This window comes from Terribacillus saccharophilus (assembly GCF_002272745.1).
Classification (GTDB): Bacteria; Bacillota; Bacilli; order Bacillales; family Amphibacillaceae; genus Terribacillus; species Terribacillus saccharophilus_B.
The window spans coordinates 763651-782976 of record NZ_NPBD01000002.1 but is presented as its reverse complement, the minus strand read 5'-3'; the positions used below and the strand labels follow the sequence as shown (position 1 = coordinate 782976).

At 43.7% G+C, this 19326-nt stretch carries 25 protein-coding genes and 1 other annotated feature; of the genes, 15 read left to right on the top strand and 10 right to left on the bottom strand.

The window, feature by feature from the left end; translation table 11 throughout:
* The first annotated feature begins 34 nt into the window (after positions 1-34).
* The 10 genes from CHH58_RS05810 to greA all read left to right on the top strand — a co-directional run bounded on the left by CHH58_RS05810 (position 35) and on the right by greA (position 8488).
* The gene (locus CHH58_RS05810) at positions 35-235 is read left to right on the top strand and encodes a hypothetical protein (protein WP_095226844.1); all 201 of its coding nucleotides are present in this window, start codon (positions 35-37) and stop codon (positions 233-235) included.
* Positions 201-1301 carry an AI-2E family transporter gene (locus CHH58_RS05805; protein WP_170937533.1) on the top strand — a complete coding sequence of 367 codons (1101 nt, stop codon included), beginning with the start codon at positions 201-203 and terminating at the stop codon, positions 1299-1301. Before CHH58_RS05810 ends, CHH58_RS05805 begins: the two co-directional genes overlap by 35 nt.
* A gap of 42 nt (positions 1302-1343) precedes the next feature.
* Positions 1344-1556: a binding site (T-box leader), on the top strand.
* Positions 1557-1609: 53 nt separating this feature from the next.
* The gene (gene alaS, locus CHH58_RS05800) at positions 1610-4246 is read left to right on the top strand and encodes an alanine--tRNA ligase (RefSeq protein ID WP_095262156.1); all 2637 of its coding nucleotides are present in this window, start codon (positions 1610-1612) and stop codon (positions 4244-4246) included.
* A gap of 67 nt (positions 4247-4313) precedes the next feature.
* Positions 4314-4577, top strand: coding sequence for an IreB family regulatory phosphoprotein (locus CHH58_RS05795; RefSeq protein WP_038561551.1), 264 nt, complete (start codon positions 4314-4316; stop codon positions 4575-4577).
* A complete protein-coding gene (gene ruvX / locus CHH58_RS05790) occupies positions 4574-5002 on the top strand; it encodes a Holliday junction resolvase RuvX (RefSeq protein WP_095226847.1) in 429 nt (142 codons plus the stop codon). Before CHH58_RS05795 ends, ruvX begins: the two co-directional genes overlap by 4 nt.
* 13 nt (positions 5003-5015) lie before the next feature.
* Positions 5016-5303 (top strand): DUF1292 domain-containing protein, encoded by a 288-nt coding sequence (locus CHH58_RS05785; protein ID WP_038561545.1) that lies wholly within the window; start codon positions 5016-5018, stop codon positions 5301-5303.
* Positions 5304-5441: 138 nt separating this feature from the next.
* Positions 5442-6569 carry an endolytic transglycosylase MltG gene (gene mltG, locus CHH58_RS05780; RefSeq protein ID WP_249275039.1) on the top strand — a complete coding sequence of 376 codons (1128 nt, stop codon included), beginning with the start codon at positions 5442-5444 and terminating at the stop codon, positions 6567-6569.
* 22 nt (positions 6570-6591) lie between these two features.
* Positions 6592-7230: an O-methyltransferase gene (locus CHH58_RS05775; RefSeq protein ID WP_095262155.1), complete on the top strand. Its 639-nt coding sequence runs from the start codon at positions 6592-6594 to the stop codon at positions 7228-7230.
* Between the two features lie 29 nt (positions 7231-7259).
* Positions 7260-7892, top strand: a complete 633-nt coding sequence (gene udk / locus CHH58_RS05770; protein ID WP_095226849.1) for a uridine kinase — start codon at positions 7260-7262, stop codon at positions 7890-7892.
* 119 nt (positions 7893-8011) lie between these two features.
* Positions 8012-8488 carry a transcription elongation factor GreA gene (gene greA, locus CHH58_RS05765; RefSeq protein WP_095218169.1) on the top strand — a complete coding sequence of 159 codons (477 nt, stop codon included), beginning with the start codon at positions 8012-8014 and terminating at the stop codon, positions 8486-8488.
* A 45-nt stretch (positions 8489-8533) separates the two neighbouring features.
* Here the strand turns inward: greA and CHH58_RS05760 are convergent, their stop codons facing one another.
* On the bottom strand, positions 8534-8788 hold the full coding sequence (locus tag CHH58_RS05760; protein WP_141235004.1) for a hypothetical protein: 255 nt from the start codon (positions 8786-8788) through the stop codon (positions 8534-8536).
* A gap of 219 nt (positions 8789-9007) precedes the next feature.
* On the opposite strand from CHH58_RS05760, the gene CHH58_RS05755 reads away from it, so the two are divergent.
* From CHH58_RS05755 to CHH58_RS05745, 3 genes are all read left to right on the top strand, one after another.
* On the top strand, positions 9008-9640 hold the full coding sequence (locus tag CHH58_RS05755) for a YrrS family protein (RefSeq protein WP_170937532.1): 633 nt from the start codon (positions 9008-9010) through the stop codon (positions 9638-9640).
* A 13-nt stretch (positions 9641-9653) separates the two neighbouring features.
* Positions 9654-10346: a 5'-methylthioadenosine/S-adenosylhomocysteine nucleosidase gene (mtnN, locus tag CHH58_RS05750; RefSeq protein WP_095226852.1), complete on the top strand. Its 693-nt coding sequence runs from the start codon at positions 9654-9656 to the stop codon at positions 10344-10346.
* Positions 10347-10426: 80 nt separating this feature from the next.
* Positions 10427-10654: a YrhC family protein gene (locus CHH58_RS05745; RefSeq protein WP_095226853.1), complete on the top strand. Its 228-nt coding sequence runs from the start codon at positions 10427-10429 to the stop codon at positions 10652-10654.
* Positions 10655-10681: 27 nt separating this feature from the next.
* Here CHH58_RS05745 and CHH58_RS18745 read toward each other — a convergent pair whose 3' ends face one another.
* The 9 genes from CHH58_RS18745 to CHH58_RS05705 form a co-directional block, all read right to left on the bottom strand.
* Positions 10682-10807 (bottom strand): hypothetical protein, encoded by a 126-nt coding sequence (locus tag CHH58_RS18745; protein WP_283162798.1) that lies wholly within the window; start codon positions 10805-10807, stop codon positions 10682-10684.
* A 51-nt stretch (positions 10808-10858) separates the two neighbouring features.
* Positions 10859-11557 carry an RNA polymerase sporulation sigma factor SigK gene (gene sigK / locus CHH58_RS05740; RefSeq protein ID WP_095226854.1) on the bottom strand — a complete coding sequence of 233 codons (699 nt, stop codon included), beginning with the start codon at positions 11555-11557 and terminating at the stop codon, positions 10859-10861.
* A 113-nt stretch (positions 11558-11670) separates the two neighbouring features.
* Positions 11671-12063 carry a monovalent cation/H(+) antiporter subunit G gene (gene mnhG, locus CHH58_RS05735; protein WP_095226855.1) on the bottom strand — a complete coding sequence of 131 codons (393 nt, stop codon included), beginning with the start codon at positions 12061-12063 and terminating at the stop codon, positions 11671-11673.
* Positions 12044-12355: a monovalent cation/H+ antiporter complex subunit F gene (locus CHH58_RS05730; protein WP_095226856.1), complete on the bottom strand. Its 312-nt coding sequence runs from the start codon at positions 12353-12355 to the stop codon at positions 12044-12046. The genes mnhG and CHH58_RS05730 overlap by 20 nt, the downstream gene beginning before the upstream one ends.
* Complete coding sequence (locus CHH58_RS05725; RefSeq protein ID WP_095226857.1) at positions 12352-12828, bottom strand: Na+/H+ antiporter subunit E; 477 nt, start codon at positions 12826-12828, stop codon at positions 12352-12354. The genes CHH58_RS05730 and CHH58_RS05725 overlap by 4 nt, the downstream gene beginning before the upstream one ends.
* Positions 12829-14313: a Na+/H+ antiporter subunit D gene (locus tag CHH58_RS05720; protein WP_095226858.1), complete on the bottom strand. Its 1485-nt coding sequence runs from the start codon at positions 14311-14313 to the stop codon at positions 12829-12831.
* Entirely contained in the window at positions 14306-14644 is a 339-nt protein-coding gene (locus tag CHH58_RS05715) for a Na(+)/H(+) antiporter subunit C (RefSeq protein ID WP_095226859.1), read from the bottom strand. The genes CHH58_RS05720 and CHH58_RS05715 overlap by 8 nt, the downstream gene beginning before the upstream one ends.
* On the bottom strand, positions 14644-17001 hold the full coding sequence (gene mbhE / locus CHH58_RS05710) for a hydrogen gas-evolving membrane-bound hydrogenase subunit E (protein ID WP_095262153.1): 2358 nt from the start codon (positions 16999-17001) through the stop codon (positions 14644-14646). The genes CHH58_RS05715 and mbhE overlap by 1 nt, the downstream gene beginning before the upstream one ends.
* A 171-nt stretch (positions 17002-17172) precedes the next feature.
* On the bottom strand, positions 17173-17313 hold the full coding sequence (locus tag CHH58_RS05705) for a sporulation histidine kinase inhibitor Sda (protein WP_038561505.1): 141 nt from the start codon (positions 17311-17313) through the stop codon (positions 17173-17175).
* A gap of 389 nt (positions 17314-17702) precedes the next feature.
* Between CHH58_RS05705 and CHH58_RS05700 the strand changes: the two genes are divergently transcribed.
* Together CHH58_RS05700 and yqeH are read left to right on the top strand one after the other, a co-directional pair.
* A complete protein-coding gene (locus CHH58_RS05700) occupies positions 17703-18218 on the top strand; it encodes a YqeG family HAD IIIA-type phosphatase (RefSeq protein WP_038561502.1) in 516 nt (171 codons plus the stop codon).
* 2 nt (positions 18219-18220) lie between these two features.
* A complete protein-coding gene (yqeH, locus tag CHH58_RS05695) occupies positions 18221-19324 on the top strand; it encodes a ribosome biogenesis GTPase YqeH (RefSeq protein WP_095226911.1) in 1104 nt (367 codons plus the stop codon).
* The last annotated feature ends 2 nt before the right edge of the window (positions 19325-19326 follow it).

Below are 19326 nucleotides of genomic sequence, written 5' to 3'. Positions count from 1 at the left end.
TCTAACATGTAAAAAGAATTTGGAGTGATCCAACATGTTAAAATGTCCGAACTGCAGCAGCAAGGATATCGGAAAAATAGGACCTGAACAGTATTATTGCTGGGGCTGTTTTATCGAACTGTCGTATAAAAATGAGATGCTCTTCCTGCATCAAGTAGAGGAAGATGGCTCGTTGAGTTCCCTTGATGATTTGTTCACAGATGATGAACGGAAATGCGACGGCGCATCATTCTAGTAATATGAAAGAGGCATCCCGTCTTTATCGTGTTCTCCTCTGGATGGTGACGATTGTCGTCGCCTTGCTGCTCTGCTTTCTGATAATTAAGTTATACCCATTTTATCGTTCGTTTCTGCTATTTTTAGGCGGACTATTCCTGCCTTTCATCATTGCAGGCTTGATTGCTTATTTGCTTCATCCAGTCATTGATGTTCTTGCTGCGTGGCGACTGCCGCGCTGGCTGTCGATTCTGATTATTTATACGCTGTTTTTTGGGCTTACCGGGCTCCTGCTGTACAAAGGCTTTCCGGTTCTGATCAGTCAGGTAAAGGAATTCAGCCATAATCTGCCGGTGTTGACACAACGTTATGATCATTATGTGCAATTCATGTATGAACGGACAGCATTCCTGCCGGAAACAGTGCATGATCAAATGGATAGCATACTGCATGGCTTGGAACAGCGTGCAGAAGGATTTCTAAAAGATATCCTGCATATATGGAACAAGCTGCCGCAAGTAGTCATTTTTCTTGTCGTTACGCCGGTTATCGTCTTTTATATGCTGAAAGATACGGATAAAATCGGTAATGCAGGTCTTATGCTTCTGCCTCGCCGTTACCGGAGCAGGGTCAAAAGCTTAGTGCTGCGCATTGATAATAATCTAGGCTACTATATTCGCGGCGTGCTGCTTGTCAGCTGTATCGTCAGTCTTCTGACTTGGACTGCGTTCACGCTAATTAAGCTACCGTATTCTTTGGTATTAGCTTTACTGGTAGGGGCGACGAATATCATTCCTTATTTCGGTCCGATTATCGGGGCCGTTCCTGCTATTCTCGTCGGAATAACTATCAGCCCGAAAACGGCTCTCCTTGCTGGAATCATGGTTTTTATTATTCAATTGATTGAAGGGAACCTGCTTTCTCCCTTTATCGTCGGCAAAAGCATCCATACCCATCCGCTTCTGATCATTTTTGCCTTGCTTGTAGGCGGGGAACTTGGGGGTATTATTGGTATGATCGCCGCTGTTCCATGTCTGACGATTATCAAAGCCTGCCTGGATACAGCAAAGGAGGCGGATGTTTGACAAAATCCGCTTTTTTATCTATACTAACGCTTAGATTTATAGCTAAAAGCGATGAAGGTACAAGTACATGACGTCCTTTTATTAAGAGAGGAGATTCCTAGGCTGGAAGAATCTCCATAAAAGTGTGATGGAAAGCTATACCGGAGCTCTGAGTTAATCCTTATCGGCTGCGCACCGTTATCCGCGCCTAAAGGTGATAGACCAATTTCCGGTCTATAATCAGGGTGGTACCGCGATCATACTCTCGTCCCTGCATATGGCAGGATCGGGAGTTTTTTGTGTGTTTACATAATAAAGGAGGCATTTTTATGGAAAGATTAACGTCTGCTGAAGTAAGACAGAAATTCCTCGATTTCTTCAAGGAGAAAGGACATAGCGTCGAGCCAAGTGCTTCACTTGTGCCGATTGAAGATCCTTCCTTGCTATGGATCAATAGTGGCGTTGCAACGCTGAAGAAATATTTTGACGGACGAGTTGTGCCTGAGAACCCACGTATCGTGAATGCACAAAAAAGCATCCGTACAAATGATATTGAAAATGTAGGCTTTACAGCCCGCCATCATACGTTTTTCGAAATGCTTGGAAACTTCTCTATTGGGGACTATTTCAAAAAAGAAGCAATCCTTTGGGCATGGGAGTTTTTAACAGACAAAAAATGGATCGGTTTTGATCCGGAACGATTATCCGTAACAGTTCACCCGGAAGATGAAGAAGCGTATCAGATGTGGCGTGATCTAGTTAAATTGCCAGAAGAGCGAATCATTCGTACGGAAGAAAACTTCTGGGATATCGGTGAAGGCCCGAGTGGTCCGAACTCTGAAATTTTCTATGATCGCGGGGAAGAATACGGTAATGATTCATCTGATCCAGAACTTTACCCGGGTGGTGAGAACGAGCGCTATCTAGAAATTTGGAACCTAGTGTTCAGCCAGTTCAACCATAATCCAGATCACACATATACACCGCTTCCGAAACAGAACATTGATACAGGGATGGGTCTGGAACGAATGGTATGTGTTATTCAGGACACGAAAACGAACTTCGAAACAGATCTATTCATGCCGATCATCGAGAAGACGGCTACGTTTGCGAAAAAAGCATATGGTGAAACAGCAACAGATGATACAGCATTCAAAGTTATTGCCGATCATATCCGTACTGTATCCTTCGCGATCAGTGATGGAGCACTTCCTTCCAATGAAGGACGAGGCTATGTACTCCGTCGTCTAATTCGTCGTGCAGTACGTTATGCGAAGAACATTGGCATCGAAAAGGCGTTTATGAAGGAGCTTGTGCCGGTTGTAGGTGAAATTATGGATGCTTTCTACCCGCAAATCCTTGAAAAACGTGAATTCATCGAGACAGTCATTCAGACAGAGGAAGAACGTTTCCATGAAACTCTTGCAGATGGTCTGACTATCCTGAACCGGATCGTAGCAGAAGAGAAAGAGAAAGGCAGCAATGTCTTCCCTGGCACAGAAGTATTCCGTCTTTATGATACGTATGGTTTCCCGAAAGAACTGACAGAGGAATATGTTAGTGAAGAAGGCTTCACGATTGATGAAGCAGGTTTTGAGGAAGAAATGAAGCAGCAGCGTGAACGTGCTCGTGATGCACGCCAGAAAGTCAACAGCATGCACGTACAGGATAGCGTTCTGCAGGAAGTAGAAGCAGAAAGCACGTATGTCGGTTATGACCGTACAGAAACAGATACAGCGATCCTTGCAATCGTAAAAGATAAACAGCTTGCTGATGTAGCCGTTGAGGGAGACGAAATCTTCTTCATCCTGGAAGAAACGCCATTCTACGCAGAAAGCGGCGGACAAGTAGCAGATGAAGGCTGGGTGACGACCGAAACAGCGACAGTTTTCGTACAAGCAGTCAAAAAAGCACCAAAAGGTCAAAATCTGCATCAAGCAGTAGTGAAGCGAGGGCAAATTCAAGTGAAGGAAATTGTCCATGCAAAAGTTGATACGAGCAGACGTCAGCACGTAGTCAAGAACCATACAGCAACGCATCTATTGCATCAAGCTCTGAAGGACGTACTAGGTACCCACGTTAATCAGGCTGGATCTTTAGTTGCTCCAGATCGACTTCGTTTCGACTTCTCCCATTTCAGTGCAGTAACAAAAGAAGAATTGGAGAAGATAGAGGAAATCGTTAACGAAAAAATTTGGGATGAGCTTGCTGTAAGCACTTCCTATCAAAGTCTAAGTGATGCGAAAGAAATGGGTGCCATGGCGCTATTCGGTGAGAAATACGGCGATGTTGTACGTGTAGTTCAAATCGGTGACTACAGCCTGGAGCTGTGTGGCGGTGTGCATGTTCGAAACACATCTCAAATCGGTCTGTTCAAGATTGTGTCCGAAAGTGGCATTGGTGCTGGTACACGCCGGATCGAAGCAGTCACTTCTAAAGAAGCTTATCGATTCACAATTCAGCAGCAGCAGATTCTTTCTCAAGCTGCAGCTGAACTGAAAACAACTAGCGAGCAAGTACCTGCCCGAATCGAAGCGGTATTTGCGGATATGAAGGAAGTACAGCGGGAACGTGATAGCCTGCGCAGCAAACTGTCTCAGTTAGAAGCTGGTAATATCCTTGATAAAGTGAAAGAAGTGAAGGGTGTTAAAGTTCTTGCAGAACAAGTTGATGTAGCAGATATGAACCAGCTTCGCGGTATGGTCGATGATTTGAAACAGAAGCTTGAAAGCGGCGTTATCCTCTTGGCAGCAACAGCTGAAGGCAAGGTACAGCTTGCAGCTGGAGTATCCAAAGACTTGATTGGACGCGGTCTGCATGCTGGTAACCTTATTAAAGAAACTGCGAAACGCTGCGGAGGCGGTGGAGGAGGCCGACCAGATATGGCGCAGGCTGGCGGTAAAAATCCAGAGCAGGTGCCGGATGCACTCGCATATGCGGCAGTATATGTCGAAGAACAGCTTTGATTTTCCAAATCCGACAGAAAAGTATATACTGAAAAAAAGACTGGCAAATAAAGCGAGGTGGCTTCACTTGAGTTCGATGGATAAAACGATGAAATTCAACTTTCCGGAAGAACCTATGGACGAAAATGTCCGGGAAGTACTAATGTCCGTATACGAAGCATTGCGGGAAAAAGGATACAATCCGATTAATCAGATTGTCGGCTATTTGCTGTCTGGGGACCCGGCTTATATTCCCCGGCATAAAGATGCTAGAAATCTGATCCGCCGTATGGAGCGGGATGAGATTGTGGAACAATTGGTAAAATTTTATTTGGAACAGAACAAATCATGACTGACATACTAAAGACGATTGGATTGGATGTCGGATCCAAAACGATCGGTGTGGCAGTCAGCGATGGACTTGGCTGGACTGCCCAGGGTTTGACTACTATTCATTGGAATGAAGAAGATTATGATACAGCCAGAAATGAACTGGAGCAGATCATTCAGCAACATGACGTACAGAGAGCTGTCATTGGCTTGCCGAAGAATATGAATGGTACAATTGGTCCAAGAGGAGAAGCTTCACAAGTTTTCTCCCAATGGATCAAAGATGAATTTAAGCTCGAGACCGTGCTTTGGGACGAGCGTCTGACGACGATGGCAGCTGAACGAGTGCTGCTTGAAGCTGACCTTAGCCGTAAGAAACGAAAAAAAGTAATCGATAAGATGGCAGCAGTCATGATTCTGCAAGGCTTTCTGGATTCGAAACAATAAGGAGTGTAGTCATATGGCATTGGAAGAAAAAGAACGTATTATTATCCCAGACGAAAATGGAGAAGAACATTTATTTGAGGTCTTGTTCAATTTCGACGTGGATGAAACTGGACATTCATATATTGCTGTCGTACCGGCTGAACAAGCTGATGCGGATGATGAAGTCGAAGTGTTCGCTTTCCGCTATGAAGAAAAGGGCGATGACAAAGATCTTACATTATTCCAGATCGACAGTGAGGAAGAATGGGAAATGGTCGAAGAAATGCTGAATACACTTACTGATGAGGAAGACGGCATCTAATTTTGTAAAGGCAGTCCTCTCTTTCCGATAAGGCAGAGAGGATTTTTTCTTGCAGCTTTATCCGCATAAATTGTCGGACAGGTGGTGACCTGCTTGACGTTTGTTGTATAATAAGGCGGATAAAGGAGGAAAGATAGCTTGACTGCCTCGAATGAAGATCTTTTTCAACAGAATCGGGACAGAAGAATGGAGGAAGCAAGCGTCGTGCGGAAAATAGTTTTAATGATCATATCCGTAATAATCGTACTTCTATTGATTGGTGCACTCGGAACCTTTATCTACGTGAATGCCAGTATGAAAGCTGTCGATTCAGACAATGATACGACACAAGTTGTCGAAGTTCCTATGGGAGCTACTGCTAGCTCAATTGGTCAATCCCTAGAGGAGCAAGGTCTGATTAAAAATGCTTTCATTTTCAGGCTGTATGTGAAGTTTTCTGGTGAAGCCAACTTCCGCGCGGGGAATTATGAGCTTTCCCCTTCTATGTCCATGCAGCAGGTCGTCGATGAACTGAACGATCCAGAGGCGGGGAATACCCCCTCTGAATCTGCTGCAGTTCCGGAAGGGTCTGATATCGAGGAAATAAGCGTAATACTGTCTGGGTCACTGGGAATAGACCAGCAGGCTTTCCTGGATAAAATGAAAGATGAAGATTATATCAAACAGCTGATAGATGAATATCCGGATATTCTGACTGAGGATATTTTAAATAAAGATATACGTTATCCGCTCGAAGGCTACTTATTTGCGGCCACTTATAACTTTACATCCTCAGATGATATCACTGTGGATAAGGTTGTCCATATGATGCTGGATAAGTCCCAGCAAATTATTTCACCATATTTGGATGGATTCAAACAGAAGGAATTGAGCGTGCATGGAGCACTAACATTCGCTTCGCTCGTCGAGAATGAAGCAAGGAATGAAGATGAGCGCAAGAAGATTGCCGGAATCTTTTATAACCGTTTGGCAGATGATATGAGGCTGCAGACGGATCCTACTGTGCTGTATGCATTAGGAGAGCATAAATCTCGCGTGTATTACAAGGATCTGGAAGTGGATTCTCCTTACAATACATATCGTAACAAGGGGCTTCCTGTCGGGCCGATTAGCAACTTCTCAGAGAATGCGCTCGAAGCCGTCGTCCAGCCGGAAGAATCCGATTATTTGTATTTCATTGCCGGAGATGATGGCGAAATTTATTATGCGCGGACATTCGATGAACATGAAGAACTGATTGAGAAGCATATGCACTTGGATGAGTAAGCAGGTAAAGTGAGGAAATGATATGTTACAAGCAATAATGGGATACTTGGAGGAGCATGTTGAGTCTTCTCCAGAATGGGCAAAAAAATTGGAAGAGCTTGCTGCAGAAGATCGTGTACCGATAATGGAACCGCTTGGTATCCAGTTTTTGATGCAGCTCATTCGGCTTCATCAGCCAGAAAAAATATTAGAGATCGGGACAGCAATCGGCTATTCAGCACTTATGATGCGCCACGCGAAACCTGATGTCAGCATCGTGACCGTCGAACGTGATGATATCCGCTATAATCAAGCAGTTACACATATTCAAGCACAAGGTGCTCAGGGTTATATCTTGATCCTAAAAGGCGATGCATTCGATTTAGAAGAGACAATCAGAGCGCATGCTCCATACGATTTTGTCTTCATTGATGCAGCAAAAGGTCAATATCAGCGTTTCTTCGAATCCTATAGCGAGATGCTGAGTGAGCGCGGAGTCATTGTTAGTGACAATGTTCTTTTTAAAGGTTATGTGGCTGACGACAGTGAGGCAACACCACGCAAAGCGAATATCGCAAAGAAAATCCGTAAATATAACGACTGGTTATTCGAGCATGAAGCGTTCCACACGACGATTCTGCCGGTAGGCGATGGAGTAGCTGTCAGTGTGAAGAAGAAATGAACAAGGCAGTGGGAAGAGGAGTAGGAGCAATGGAAAAGAAACCTATCATTATCGGTGTTGCAGGAGGATCGGGATCAGGGAAGACGTCTGTCACAAGATCCATCTACAAGCGGTTTACAGATAAGACAATTCTAGTGATCGAGCAAGACTCGTATTACAAAGATCAATCTCATCTTCCATTCGAAAAACGACTGAATACGAACTATGATCATCCATTCGCCTTCGATAATGAACTGTTAATGCAGCATTTACAGGCACTTGGCGAACAGCAGTCTATTGAGAAGCCGATTTATGATTACAAAATCCATACGCGTTCTGAAGAGACAATACCAGTCGAACCAAAAGACGTTATTATTCTGGAAGGAATACTGATCCTTGAGGACGAACGACTGCGCGATATGATGGATATAAAGGTATTCGTCGATACAGATGCAGATCTTCGGATTATACGCCGTTTGCTGCGTGACATTAAAGAACGCGGACGGACAATTGATTCTGTGATTGAGCAATATGTGAATGTAGTACGTCCGATGCATTTGCAATTCATCGAACCAACGAAGCGGTATGCAGACATTATCATTCCAGAAGGCGGAGAAAACCACGTAGCCATCGATTTGATGTCTGCGAAGATCGAAACGATCCTCTCCGGCCGCACAACGTGACTTGTACAGATAAGTATTGAATTTTCGGCGGGAATCTGCCATAGTATGGAATATGCATGAAAACGCTATAGAAGTTAGGTAAAGGGAAAGAATCTTTTAGAGCTCAAGGGGTGGTTGAATTGGCTACAGAAAAACAATATTACATGACGAATGAAGGTTTGGCGAAGCTGGAGGAGGAGTTGGAGTATCTGAAGACAACTCGTCGTCAAGAAGTTGTCGAGCGTATTAAAATCGCACGAGGCTTCGGTGACTTGTCCGAGAACTCCGAATATGATGCGGCGAAGGATGAGCAAGCATTCGTCGAGTCCAAAATCGCTACAACAGAGAACATGATCCGCAATGCTGTGATCATTGAAAGTGATACAGATAATCCTGATATGGTAGGAATGGGTAAAACAGTTACCTTCATTGAGTTGCCAGACGGGGAAGAAGAAAGTTATACAATCGTCGGAAGTGCAGAAGCAGATCCGTTCGAAGGCAAAATCTCAAACGATTCTCCGATCGCAAAAAGCCTGATTGGCCATGAAGTCGGTGAAGAATTGAGTGTCTCCACACCAGGTGGCGACATCCAGGTCAAAATTACTAAAGTAGAATAGACATAAAACAAAAGCTGCTTCCGAATGCTATGGAAGCAGCTTGTTTTATTGAGCCTGATGAAATGACTGCGTTGAAGATTTCTCAAACGGGAAAAAGGGTATAAGTTTTTGCAGGATAAAACTTTCTTTGTCGAGTGCAAGCAGAAATGAAAAGACGACTTGTTCTTTCACACTAGTAAAAGATAAACAGCATTCTTCATGTAAGAAGATAGAGAAGGTCTCGGCTTCCTTGTCGTAGCCGACATACTCGAACGATTCGTGCCCCCATAGGTTCGTATCCATTCTTGTCACTTTCATCACGTTTATCTTCCTCCCCTTCCACAGGAACCATGATGACTGATCAAAGTAGTCCTACCTGCTTTTCTAATTTATATAGTTAGATATATATGCACAGAATCCTTCCAGTATGTCAAAATTAGAGATGCTTCAACAAAATCATCGAAAGAAAAAGAGCTTATAATATGACTTTGGCTTCGCTCCAGTTCATAGTATAATAGAGACCAATGAGGAGGGATGAGCATGGCGGATGATAATCAGGATTTTTCCAGATTGAATAATAGAAACAGACGCAGAAAACCTAGGAAGTGGCTTAGTTTAGTCCTGGCAATTGCGGGTGTCGCCCTAGTCGTCGTGCTGCTCGTAGCAGTTTTAAATGATAAACCGACAATGGATAATCAGACAGCTGACGAACAGAATCAAAAATCCATCGCAGAACAACTTCAAGGCAATAATGATTCCAGCAATGGCGAAGATACAGAGCAAGCTGACGAAGAGAAGCAGGATAATGACGAAAAAGAAAAAGAAGACAAAAAAGAAGCCGCACCTTCAGATGATAATGTGAAGGAAGCGTACTCGAAGGACTGGGAGCCGGTAGGTACCGATCAGTCTGGAACACATACGACAACTTTTGAAAAAGGCACGCAGGACTGGAATGAAATGATGCAGGCAATTGGAGGAGCTGTTGGATTGGATCCAACCTCAATGACAGCTTGGTGGGTAGAGAACAATGGCAATGGCGGCAATGATGTTATTGCAACGGTCTCTGCACCTGATGCAAATGAAACATTCCGAGTATTTGCAAGCTGGGTTGATGGAGAAGGCTGGCAGGCAACAAAAGTGGAAGTACTGAAAGAAAACGACAGGAAGAGTTAAAGGAGCGTACAGAATGACAATCGGCATCATTGGAGCAATGGACGAAGAAGTAGCATTATTGAAAGAAACGATGGCAAACAAAAAGGAAGTAGTCGTAGCAGGTTATGAAATTACAGAAGGCACACTGTCCGATAAACAGGTTGTCCTGCTTAAATCAGGAATCGGTAAAGTGAATGCAGCACTCGCTACAGCTATGCTGATTGAACGATATGCACCAGAAGCGATCATCAATACCGGTTCAGCTGGTGGTTTCGCAACGAATTTGGAAGTAGGGGATATCGTCATCTCTGATTCTGTTGTTCATCATGACGTAGACGTTACAGCATTCGACTATGTATATGGTCAGGTACCGCAGATGCCACCAGCTTTCCAAGCGGATCAGGAGCTAGTACAGCTAGCTAAGAGTGTTATTGACCAGTTCCCTGATACAAACGCAGAAATCGGTCTTATAGCGACTGGCGATAGCTTTATGTCTGATCCTGAACGCGTTGCATTTGTCCGTGACAAGTTCCCTGCCATGCTGGCAGCGGAGATGGAGGCAGCTGCAGTGGCTCAGGTTGCGTATCACTACGGAACACCTTTCGTTATTGTACGAGCGTTGTCCGATATAGCAGGTAAAGAATCTTCGGTTTCATTTGATGCTTTCCTTGACCAAGCTGCTCGTAATGCAGCTACACTAATCATGAAAATGGTTGAACACCACTAATACAAATGACAGCAATTACCAGGTAATTGCTGTCATTTTTTATGTTACAATAATGCTAGATTAGAAGAGGAGGCGACAAGATGAATAAAAGACAACAGCAGTTGATTGACAAGATTGCAGATTACCGTCGTTTTGCATTGGCGCTTCTGATTCTTGGCAGTTATTTATACATCGGATCGGTTATCAATGTTTATTTGGCACCTACAGATAAAGCAGATATCCTGTTTGCTATGACTGGCGGATGCGTAATTACAAGCATGCTTATTTGGTTTGCGATAGAACGATGGAAAAAACAATTAGAAAGCTAAAAACTCCGGTATAATACCGGAGTTTTTTTAATCCCATATATTCTCCCAAGCATAAGCTCCTCCTACAAAAAGCAGGACAAGGAAGGCAGCAATAAGCACGCCGGTGCTGGTTCGCTGCTGATAGTGACTTGGTGAATAGCTGCTTGCATACATATTGGTAACCTCCTTTTAAAAAGCATAGTAGCGTCTAGTTAGTGTATTGCTCTATGTGCGATGCTGTCTGTAGTATTCATGGAAGATCTTCATCAGGGCGCGCTTTTCAATACGGGAAACATAACTCCGGGAGATATTTAACTTTTTCGCAATTTCACGCTGTGTCATATCTTCTTCATTATTAAGCCCATAACGACTGATAATTACTTCTTTTTCGCGTCCGTCCAGGATATCGATGTATTCCTTTATTTTTTCCACTTCCATATTCAACTGGATATATTCAATGATATCTTCATTGTCTGCTTGAAGAATGTCAATGAGACTGATCTCGTTTCCTTCCTTATCTTGACCAATGGGGTCATGGAGAGAAATATCTTTTTTGGTCTTCTTTAGGGCCCGCAAATGCATAAGAATTTCATTTTCGATACATCTAGCTGCGTATGTAGCGAGTTTTGTGCCTTTATCACTCGAGTAGCTTTCGATTCCTTTAATTAGCCCGATTGTACCAATAGAAATGAGATCCTCCGAATCTTCGCCAGTATTTTCGAATTTCTTTACGATGTGAGCAACCAGACGCAGGTTATGTTCGATTAACTTGTTACGGCTCGTTTCGTCCCCCTGCTGCATTCTTTCAATATGCAATGCTTCTTCCTCGGGAGGGAGAGGCTGAGGGAATGCGTGATTCTTTACATAGGAAACGAAAAACATTGCTTCCTTTACTAGAAGTCCTATAGCACCAATAATACTCATTTCATTGCACCTCCTGTACACTCTCAAGAATTGCCTATACACTAACTTTATGTGAAGGAGTCTCTGAACGTGTCTGTCCCGCAGAAAAAGAAAAAGTGAATGCCTGATGGCATTCACTTTGATTTTTGTTGTTGTTTTTGTCTTCGCTTTTCTTTATCAATCGCTTCTTGATACTGATCTTTCAATGTGCCATATGGCTTTGCTCCGCGAAGGTGAGCTGCTCTCGAAATGAGGTGACTGGCAACCGGGGCAGTGAGCATAATGAACAGAACACCAAGAATCAGTTTTCCGCTTATGATTCCATATTCGGTATAATGGAAGATACATGCTCCGATGAGTATGCTTGCAACGCCTAATGTAGAGCCTTTACTAGCTGCGTGAAGCCTTGTATAAATATCGGGGAAACGCAAAACGCCGACAGAAGCGGTAAACATACTAAAAGTACCGCCAATCAAAAATAAGATAACTAGAATATCAAGGATGATGTCAATCGTCTTCTGTATCAATTAAATCACCCTTTTCTAAGTAAATTGCAATCGCCACTGTTCCAATGAACAAAAGGATACCTATCAGCAAAACAATATCGTTGAAGTTTGGTGTGATCAGGATGATGGCGAGCAAAGCAGCAAATGCCATGATATTTATTCCGATAGCATCGAGTGCAACCGCTCGATCAGCATTGGAGGGACCCTTCATCACCCTTATTATCAGCAAGAGGATGGAAACACTCAGCGCAATTAGACAGATGATGGATATCATCTGAATGATTCCTGCGAAGTTATCCTGTAGTGCACTCATCTTGTCACCTCCATGATATGTTTCTCAAAGCTATCCTTGATGGAGTGAACAGCTTCCTTCATATCAATAATATCCATAGCATGGATATACATTTCCTTTTTATCAGGAGAGATCGCCAGGGTGACTGTCCCTGGAGTCAGCGTGATTAAGACCGCCAATAGCGTTATTTCCCAATCTGTTTCTAATTCTGTTTCCATTGTAAAAATACCCGGATTGATATCCAGCCGTTTAGCGTAGACGAGCTTTGTAATTTCAAAATTGGAAAGGATAAGCTCTTTAATAAAAATTAGCAGCAGGGATACAATCTTATAAACCCTTCTCAAGTAAAACGGACCCTTCAGGAAGCGGCGCAGCAGGAATAATAGTACGATACCGACAATATATCCTGTTACAAATCCGGACATGCTGTAGGACTCACCTAGGAACATCCACATTAATGCAACCAGCAGATTAATACATATTTGAAAAGCCATCTAACGTCCCCCTTTCAATACAAGATCGATATATTCCTGTGGGTTAAGAAGATAGTCTGCTATCTGCTGTACAGTCGGCAGGATTGCTTCTGCACCAACTCCAAGGAATACAGTGAACAGCATCAGGAATCCTACTGGTATAAGTCGACGCGTACTGTGCCGTGTTTGTTGTGTTGCTGTTTCCCCTTCTCCCCAGAAGATGCGTATGAAAGCTCTGACGATGGAAAGCAATATGAGTAAGCTCGTGAGTAGCATAATGATAACAGTAACTGTTTCGCCTTTTTCGAAAGCACCTCGTACCAGGAGTAGCTTGCCAATGAAACCGCTGAACGGCGGGACACCTGCAAGTACAAGTCCAGCAAGGAAGAACATCCAGCCAAGGACTGGGTGAGAACGTATCATACCGCCCATTTTATTGATATCCGCTGTACCGGCTACTGCTGCAATAGTGCCAGCAAGGAGGAAGAGGGCTGCCTTTACGATCATATCCTGAAGCAGATAATAAATGCTTCCGCTCAGACCATCGTGATTGAAAATACCGATTCCAACAAGCATAAACCCAATGGCAGGAATGATATTATAAGCGACAATCAACTTGATATTACGTGATGCCAAGGCTCCTATCACGCCGAATAGCATGGTCAGATTACCGACCCAGAGGAACAGCTGATCGATAATTTCAGGCTGCTGATGGAAAATGAGTGTGAACGTACGGATCAGGGAGTACACACCCACCTTAGTCAAAAGTGCGCCGAATAAAGCAGAAACGACTGGATTCGGTACGATGTAGGAGTGCGGCATCCAGTAATAAAGTGGAAATGCAGCGCCCTTGGTCGCAAAGACGAAGAATAGCAGTATGGCGACTGTCGTGATGATGCCCGGCTGATCAGTGGCTGCTGCCCGTTCTGCCAGCTGTGCCATATTAACTGTACCCAGCACAGCATATATGTAGGAGACAGCCGTTACGAATAACATGGAAGAAAACAGATTGATTAATACGTACTTGATTGATTCACGCAGCTGCACTTTCTTTCCGCCATGGGTGATCAAGGCATAGGATGCCATCAGCAGTACTTCGAAGAATACGAACAGGTTGAACAGATCTCCTGTTACAAAAGCACCCGATACACCAGTTACCAGTAAAAATACGAATGTATAAAAATAGAAGCCTTCCTGTTCTTCTGAAACTGATGCTGGTGCGTACCAGACGACAGCCAGAAGAATGATAGAAGAGGTCAAAACAAGTAAAGTACTCAAAGGATCCAGTACAAGGATGATGCCGTATGGAGCAATCCAATCTCCAGCTTCAAGCACAATGCTGCCATCAAGAAGGACTTTGAAAAGAAGGAAGCCCATCGCGATCAAATGGATAAGTGCGAAAACCATTGCCAACCGTCTTGTGAGCTGGATTCGGTTATGGGTGAACGCCAGTAATATACCAGCTAGGAATGGGATCAAAATTGGTAAAATAGCAAGATTAGTCATGTTCATTACCTCTTAATTCTTCCATATTATCAGTCCCATTCGTTTTGACTGCCCGATAAGCTAGCACGAGAAGCAGACTGGTGACCCCAAAGCTGATAACGATGGATGTCAGGATCAGTGCTTGTGGCAGCGGATCGGTATAATTCTCTGTACCTTCAGTAAGAATGGGAGCGGCACCACGCTTCAATTTTCCCATCGTCAGGATGAACAAGTGGGCAGCGTGCGACAACAAAGCAGTGCCGATGATGATTCGAAGGAGCTGCTTTTGCAAGATGTTGTAAACGGCGAATCCGAAGAGGATGCCGGCAAGTACGATCATGATAATTTCCATCAGCGATCCCCTCCTTTTTGGCGCAGTTTGATAAGCGAATATATTCCCAGAGCCGCAATAGCTAACACGGTGATTTCAAATAATGTATCAAGTCCCCGGAAATCGACGAGGATGACATTGACGATATTATCTCCGCCTCCCAGCTTGTAGGAATACTTGACAAAGTAATCAGAAATGGCAGGGAATAGACGCTGACTGTAAGCAGCCAAGCCAACCAGCATCATCATAAGACCGCAAAGAGAGGCGATAATGATATTGGTGATTTTCTTTGATGTTTTTTCTTTTCTTTCTTGTTTCATTTCAGGCAGATGTCGGAAACACAGCAGGAACAGGACGACGGTGATTGTCTCGATACTAAGCTGTGTCAAAGCAAGATCGGGTGCGCGGAACAGGACAAACAAAATGGATAGCCCATATCCTACAACGCCCAAGATAATGACTGCTGTAAGCTTCTTCTGTGATACTGTGCTTCCGAATGCTGCAGCGATCATGATCAGTGCTACGGCAAGCTCCGGCAGGCTTTGAGGGAGTGAGACTGGTGAAGTATCAATGTTACTCAAATCGAAAGAGTTCGTCCCGAACAAGACCAGCAAGGTCACAATCGAGATGACACTAATGATGATTGCATTGTACTGTCGGATAGAGCCACTGACGATGCGGTCATTGAGTTTCTTTGTCTGATTCTCACTAGCTGATAGAAGCGAAGTATAAACAATATTTCCAGATAGCTTTCCAGGTAATATGTTGTATAGTCCCATCCAATATTTTCGAGTGCTATAAAATAAAATACCTAAAACCACGACAATCAGAGACATGATCAATGCTGGTACGAAACCATGCCAGAAATGGATGGTATGTTCTTTCATTGCCTCCCCATAAACAGCATTTGCTGCCGGCTGAAGCAAGTGGCGGCTGAACCAGTTCGGGAAGATACTGATTAAGAGCACACCTGATACGAGCAGGACCGGTGCTGCTAACATCCCGAGTTTTGGATCATGGGCTTTTTCAGCAGTAGTTTTCTCTGCTTTCCCTGTAAATGTACGGAAGTAAAAGTACATGCTGTACACAAATGTGAAGATGCTGCCAGCAACTGCTGCATACGGTACGATATTGGCTAGTAAAGCAGCAAAATCTGATCCGAATGCACGATCGCCGGATAAATTCCAGGAGCTTGTGAAGAATTCCTCTTTACTATAAAATCCGTTCAAAATTGGTAACGGCACACCCGCCATAGAGAAAGATGCAAGTATGCTGATTATGCCAGTGACCGGCATTAGCTTCCAAAGTCCACCGAGCTTTTGGATATTCCGAGTTCCTGTTTCGTGGTCGATGATACCGACCGCCATGAACAAGCTTCCTTTGAATGTTGCGTGATTAAGGATATGGAATATAGCAGCGAAAATGGCTGCTTCGGTTCCGTAACCGATCATTGCCATGATCATGCCGAGCTGACTAATCGTGGAGTAGGCTAGTATTCCTTTGAGATCTGTTTGCTTGACTGCCATATAAGATCCCCAGAATAAAGTGACAAGACCGATTATAGATACAGCTATGAAAAATGCTTCGCTTTCTCTGAATACAGGTGTGAAGCGGAGCAGCAGGAAAAGACCGGCTTTGACCATTGTAGCGGAGTGCAAGTATGCACTGACCGGTGTCGGAGCTTCCATCGCATCTGGCAGCCAGATGTGGAATGGGAACTGGGCAGATTTTGTACAGGCAGCAAGGAGCAGCAGCACGACAATCAGCGGGAACCAATCATTGGCCAGGATAAGGTCTCCTTGCGTTACTATTTCGCGGATACTCGTAGATCCCGTTACAAGATGCAGAAGCACTAATCCGCCAAGTAACGAGAAACCGCCAAGGAAGGTGATCAGCATGGATTTAAGAGCGCCGTCTGTGGAAGCTTTTCTAGTGAACCAGAAACTGATCAAAAGGAAAGAAGATACAGAGGTGAGCTCCCAGAAAGTATAAAGGGCGTAAATATTATCTGAAGTTACAATGCCGAGCATAGCCCCCATGAACAGTAGCAAATAGACATAGAAGGATCCTAGGCGTTCTTCGCGGCTCAGATAAAAGATGGAATAAAATGCTACGAGAGCACCGATTCCGCTAATCAGTAAAGCAAAGAAAAGTGCCAGTCCATCTGTATAGAATGTTAAATCCAATCCAAGAGACGGAATCCAGCTATAACGATATAGTATGTCGGTTTCCCCGCTGATTAGCAGTACGAGAAAGTAAAGGAAGATGGAGAGCGATGTAGCAAGCACCGCATATCCGGTATGTATTCTGTGTTTGAATTTTGAGATGAATGGGATGCACATAGCGATTAAAAATGGCATCAGAATGGCAACGATCATATTATGGCAGTCCTCCTCTTTGATTACAGCTCTCAATAGTTTCTTCTATTTTATATGATATGTAAAAATCCTATACCCAATTGTAAAGTAATTCAACCATACACTGCAACAGACATGGTTCCCTTCAAGAAAAAAGCCTTGCCATAGCGGCAAGACTGAGGGAGACGATGTTTAGCTGGTATAGCGGATCTTATGCGATAAGCCACGTGACTGGATTTCTTTTTCTATTAGATGAATAAACTCTTGGCTCAGGTGGAGTTCGTTCGCCTTGTGGTAAGATTCGATCAGCAATTCATCAGACAGATGTTCCATCTTGCATTCCTCCTGATTGGAGATATCTTACTACCTTGCAGATCTTCTGTGCGTGGGTTGGGGAGTTGATAAGTTATTAATAATGTATCATGAAAAAAATAGAGGGACAAGACGATAGTTATCTACAGAAAACTGTTTATAACCTGTAGATAAAGTGTTTATAAATGTGCAAAATTGTTTCATATTGCGGTTAATAATGTGGACATAGTTATCCACAAGAAGAAGAATGTAGAGATTTGTCGAAAGGTTTTGCTTCTGAAATCATGTGTATTGCATAAAGAAAGGTCGAAAAAAAGCGGAACAATGAAAGATTTTTTTGAAACCATAGCAAAAATGTCTTATGATGGGTAAGTAACTGTTGAAGTGTACGAGATCGGAGGAAAGCCACAATGCTAAAGAAGTTCTTGCCGAACGAGCATGTGAAAAGCATTTTTGATATAAAGCCAGAGAAATTGAAAGCGCAAGGAATCAAAGGTATCATTACGGATCTGGACAATACCCTTGTTGCATGGGATGTTGCAGATGCTACGCCGGAAGTGACCAATTGGTTCAAGGAAATGCGCGCACATGATATTAAAATTACGATTATATCTAATAATAATGAGCAACGAGTGAAACTGTTTTCTGAACCTTTAGAGATTCCTTTCGTCTATAGCGCAAGAAAGCCGCTGGGGCGTGCCTTCAAGCAGGCTGTCAAGCAGATGAACCTTCAGAAGGATCAGATTGTTATGATTGGTGATCAGCTCCTTACAGATGTATTAGGGGGCAATCTGGCCGGTTTCTATACGATCGTTGTGGTGCCAATCGTCAAAACAGACGGTAAAATCACCAGAATCAATCGGATGATCGAACGACGGATACTCAACTATTTCAGAAGAAAAGGAAAGATTACATGGGAGGAATGAATGTGGAAGAATTGATTTGCCAAGGCTGCGGAGCGCCGATTCAAACAGAGGACGCATCCTTGCCGGGCTATATCCCTGCATCAGCATTAGGGAAAAGTGATGAGGTCATCTGTAAGCGCTGCTTCCGGCTCAAGCATTACAATGAAGTCCAGGATGTTGCAGTGACTGACGATGACTTCTTTACGTTGATTAGTGAAATCAATAACAAAGATGGCATTGTCGTCAAGCTAGTGGATATATTTGATTTTAACGGCAGTTTCATTTCCAGCATCAAACGGCTTGTCGGAGACAAACCGATTATTCTTGTTGGAAACAAAGTGGACTTGCTTCCAAAATCGACAAACCACGAACGTGTCAAACAGTGGTTGCGCGGGGCAGCTAAAGAATATGGTATCCAAGTGGCGGATGTACATTTGATTTCAGCAAAACGGGGAATCGGAATGTCGGAGCTTGAAGATAGCATTCAGGAATTGCGTGATGGACAGGATGTATACGTTGTCGGCAGTACGAACGTCGGCAAATCAACATTCATTAACGCCTTAATTAAGCATTCAACAGGGATAAACGATGCAATCACTACTTCTTATTTTCCTGGTACGACGCTTGGATTCATAGATATTCCGCTCGATGAGACAAGCTCCCTTTATGATACACCGGGGATTGTCAACCGTCAGCAGATTGCCCATTATGTGACGGATAAGGACTTGAAAACCATCACTCCGAATAAAGAAATTAAAGCACGCATCTTCCAATTGAACGATAAGCAAACATTGTTCATCGGTGGTTTAGCGCGTATCGATTTCGAAAAAGGGGAACGCCAGTCATTTGTCTGCTATTTCTCCAACGCGCTCGATATCCATCGTACGAAGCTTGAGAATGCGGATTCGCTTTACGAACGCCAAAAAGGAGAATTGCTTACACCTCCATATCAGGAGCAGCTTGAGCATTTTCCACCTTTAAAGAAGGCAGCATTCAGGATAAAAGACCAAAAAACGGATATTGTCATTCCGGGATTAGGTTGGATAACGCTTTCAGGTGAGCCTGCTTCGGTTACAGTCCATACACCAGAAGGAGTGCCGGCAACTATCCGCAGATCATTAATCTAAGG

Bases quoted from the DNA above. Each gene is read 5' to 3' on its own strand.
- CHH58_RS05705 (WP_038561505.1), bottom strand. From the start codon at position 17,313: ATGGAACATCTGTCTGATGAATTGCTGATCGAATCTTACCACAAGGCG.
- CHH58_RS05810 (WP_095226844.1), top strand. From the start codon at position 35: ATGTTAAAATGTCCGAACTGCAGCAGCAAGGATATCGGAAAAATAGGA.
- CHH58_RS05725 (WP_095226857.1), bottom strand. From the start codon at position 12,828: ATGGCTTTTCAAATATGTATTAATCTGCTGGTTGCATTAATGTGGATG.
- CHH58_RS05700 (WP_038561502.1), top strand. From the start codon at position 17,703: ATGCTAAAGAAGTTCTTGCCGAACGAGCATGTGAAAAGCATTTTTGAT.
- CHH58_RS05805 (WP_170937533.1), top strand. From the start codon at position 201: ATGATGAACGGAAATGCGACGGCGCATCATTCTAGTAATATGAAAGAG.
- CHH58_RS05720 (WP_095226858.1), bottom strand. From the start codon at position 14,313: ATGACTAATCTTGCTATTTTACCAATTTTGATCCCATTCCTAGCTGGT.
- CHH58_RS05715 (WP_095226859.1), bottom strand. From the start codon at position 14,644: ATGGAAATTATCATGATCGTACTTGCCGGCATCCTCTTCGGATTCGCC.
- CHH58_RS05775 (WP_095262155.1), top strand. From the start codon at position 6,592: ATGTTACAAGCAATAATGGGATACTTGGAGGAGCATGTTGAGTCTTCT.
- alaS (WP_095262156.1), top strand. From the start codon at position 1,610: ATGGAAAGATTAACGTCTGCTGAAGTAAGACAGAAATTCCTCGATTTC.
- CHH58_RS05755 (WP_170937532.1), top strand. From the start codon at position 9,008: ATGGCGGATGATAATCAGGATTTTTCCAGATTGAATAATAGAAACAGA.
- udk (WP_095226849.1), top strand. From the start codon at position 7,260: ATGGAAAAGAAACCTATCATTATCGGTGTTGCAGGAGGATCGGGATCA.
- CHH58_RS05785 (WP_038561545.1), top strand. From the start codon at position 5,016: ATGGCATTGGAAGAAAAAGAACGTATTATTATCCCAGACGAAAATGGA.
- CHH58_RS18745 (WP_283162798.1), bottom strand. From the start codon at position 10,807: ATGTATGCAAGCAGCTATTCACCAAGTCACTATCAGCAGCGAACCAGC.
- CHH58_RS05745 (WP_095226853.1), top strand. From the start codon at position 10,427: ATGAATAAAAGACAACAGCAGTTGATTGACAAGATTGCAGATTACCGT.
- sigK (WP_095226854.1), bottom strand. From the start codon at position 11,557: ATGAGTATTATTGGTGCTATAGGACTTCTAGTAAAGGAAGCAATGTTT.
- ruvX (WP_095226847.1), top strand. From the start codon at position 4,574: ATGACTGACATACTAAAGACGATTGGATTGGATGTCGGATCCAAAACG.
- mbhE (WP_095262153.1), bottom strand. From the start codon at position 17,001: ATGATCGTTGCCATTCTGATGCCATTTTTAATCGCTATGTGCATCCCA.
- CHH58_RS05730 (WP_095226856.1), bottom strand. From the start codon at position 12,355: ATGAGTGCACTACAGGATAACTTCGCAGGAATCATTCAGATGATATCC.
- mtnN (WP_095226852.1), top strand. From the start codon at position 9,654: ATGACAATCGGCATCATTGGAGCAATGGACGAAGAAGTAGCATTATTG.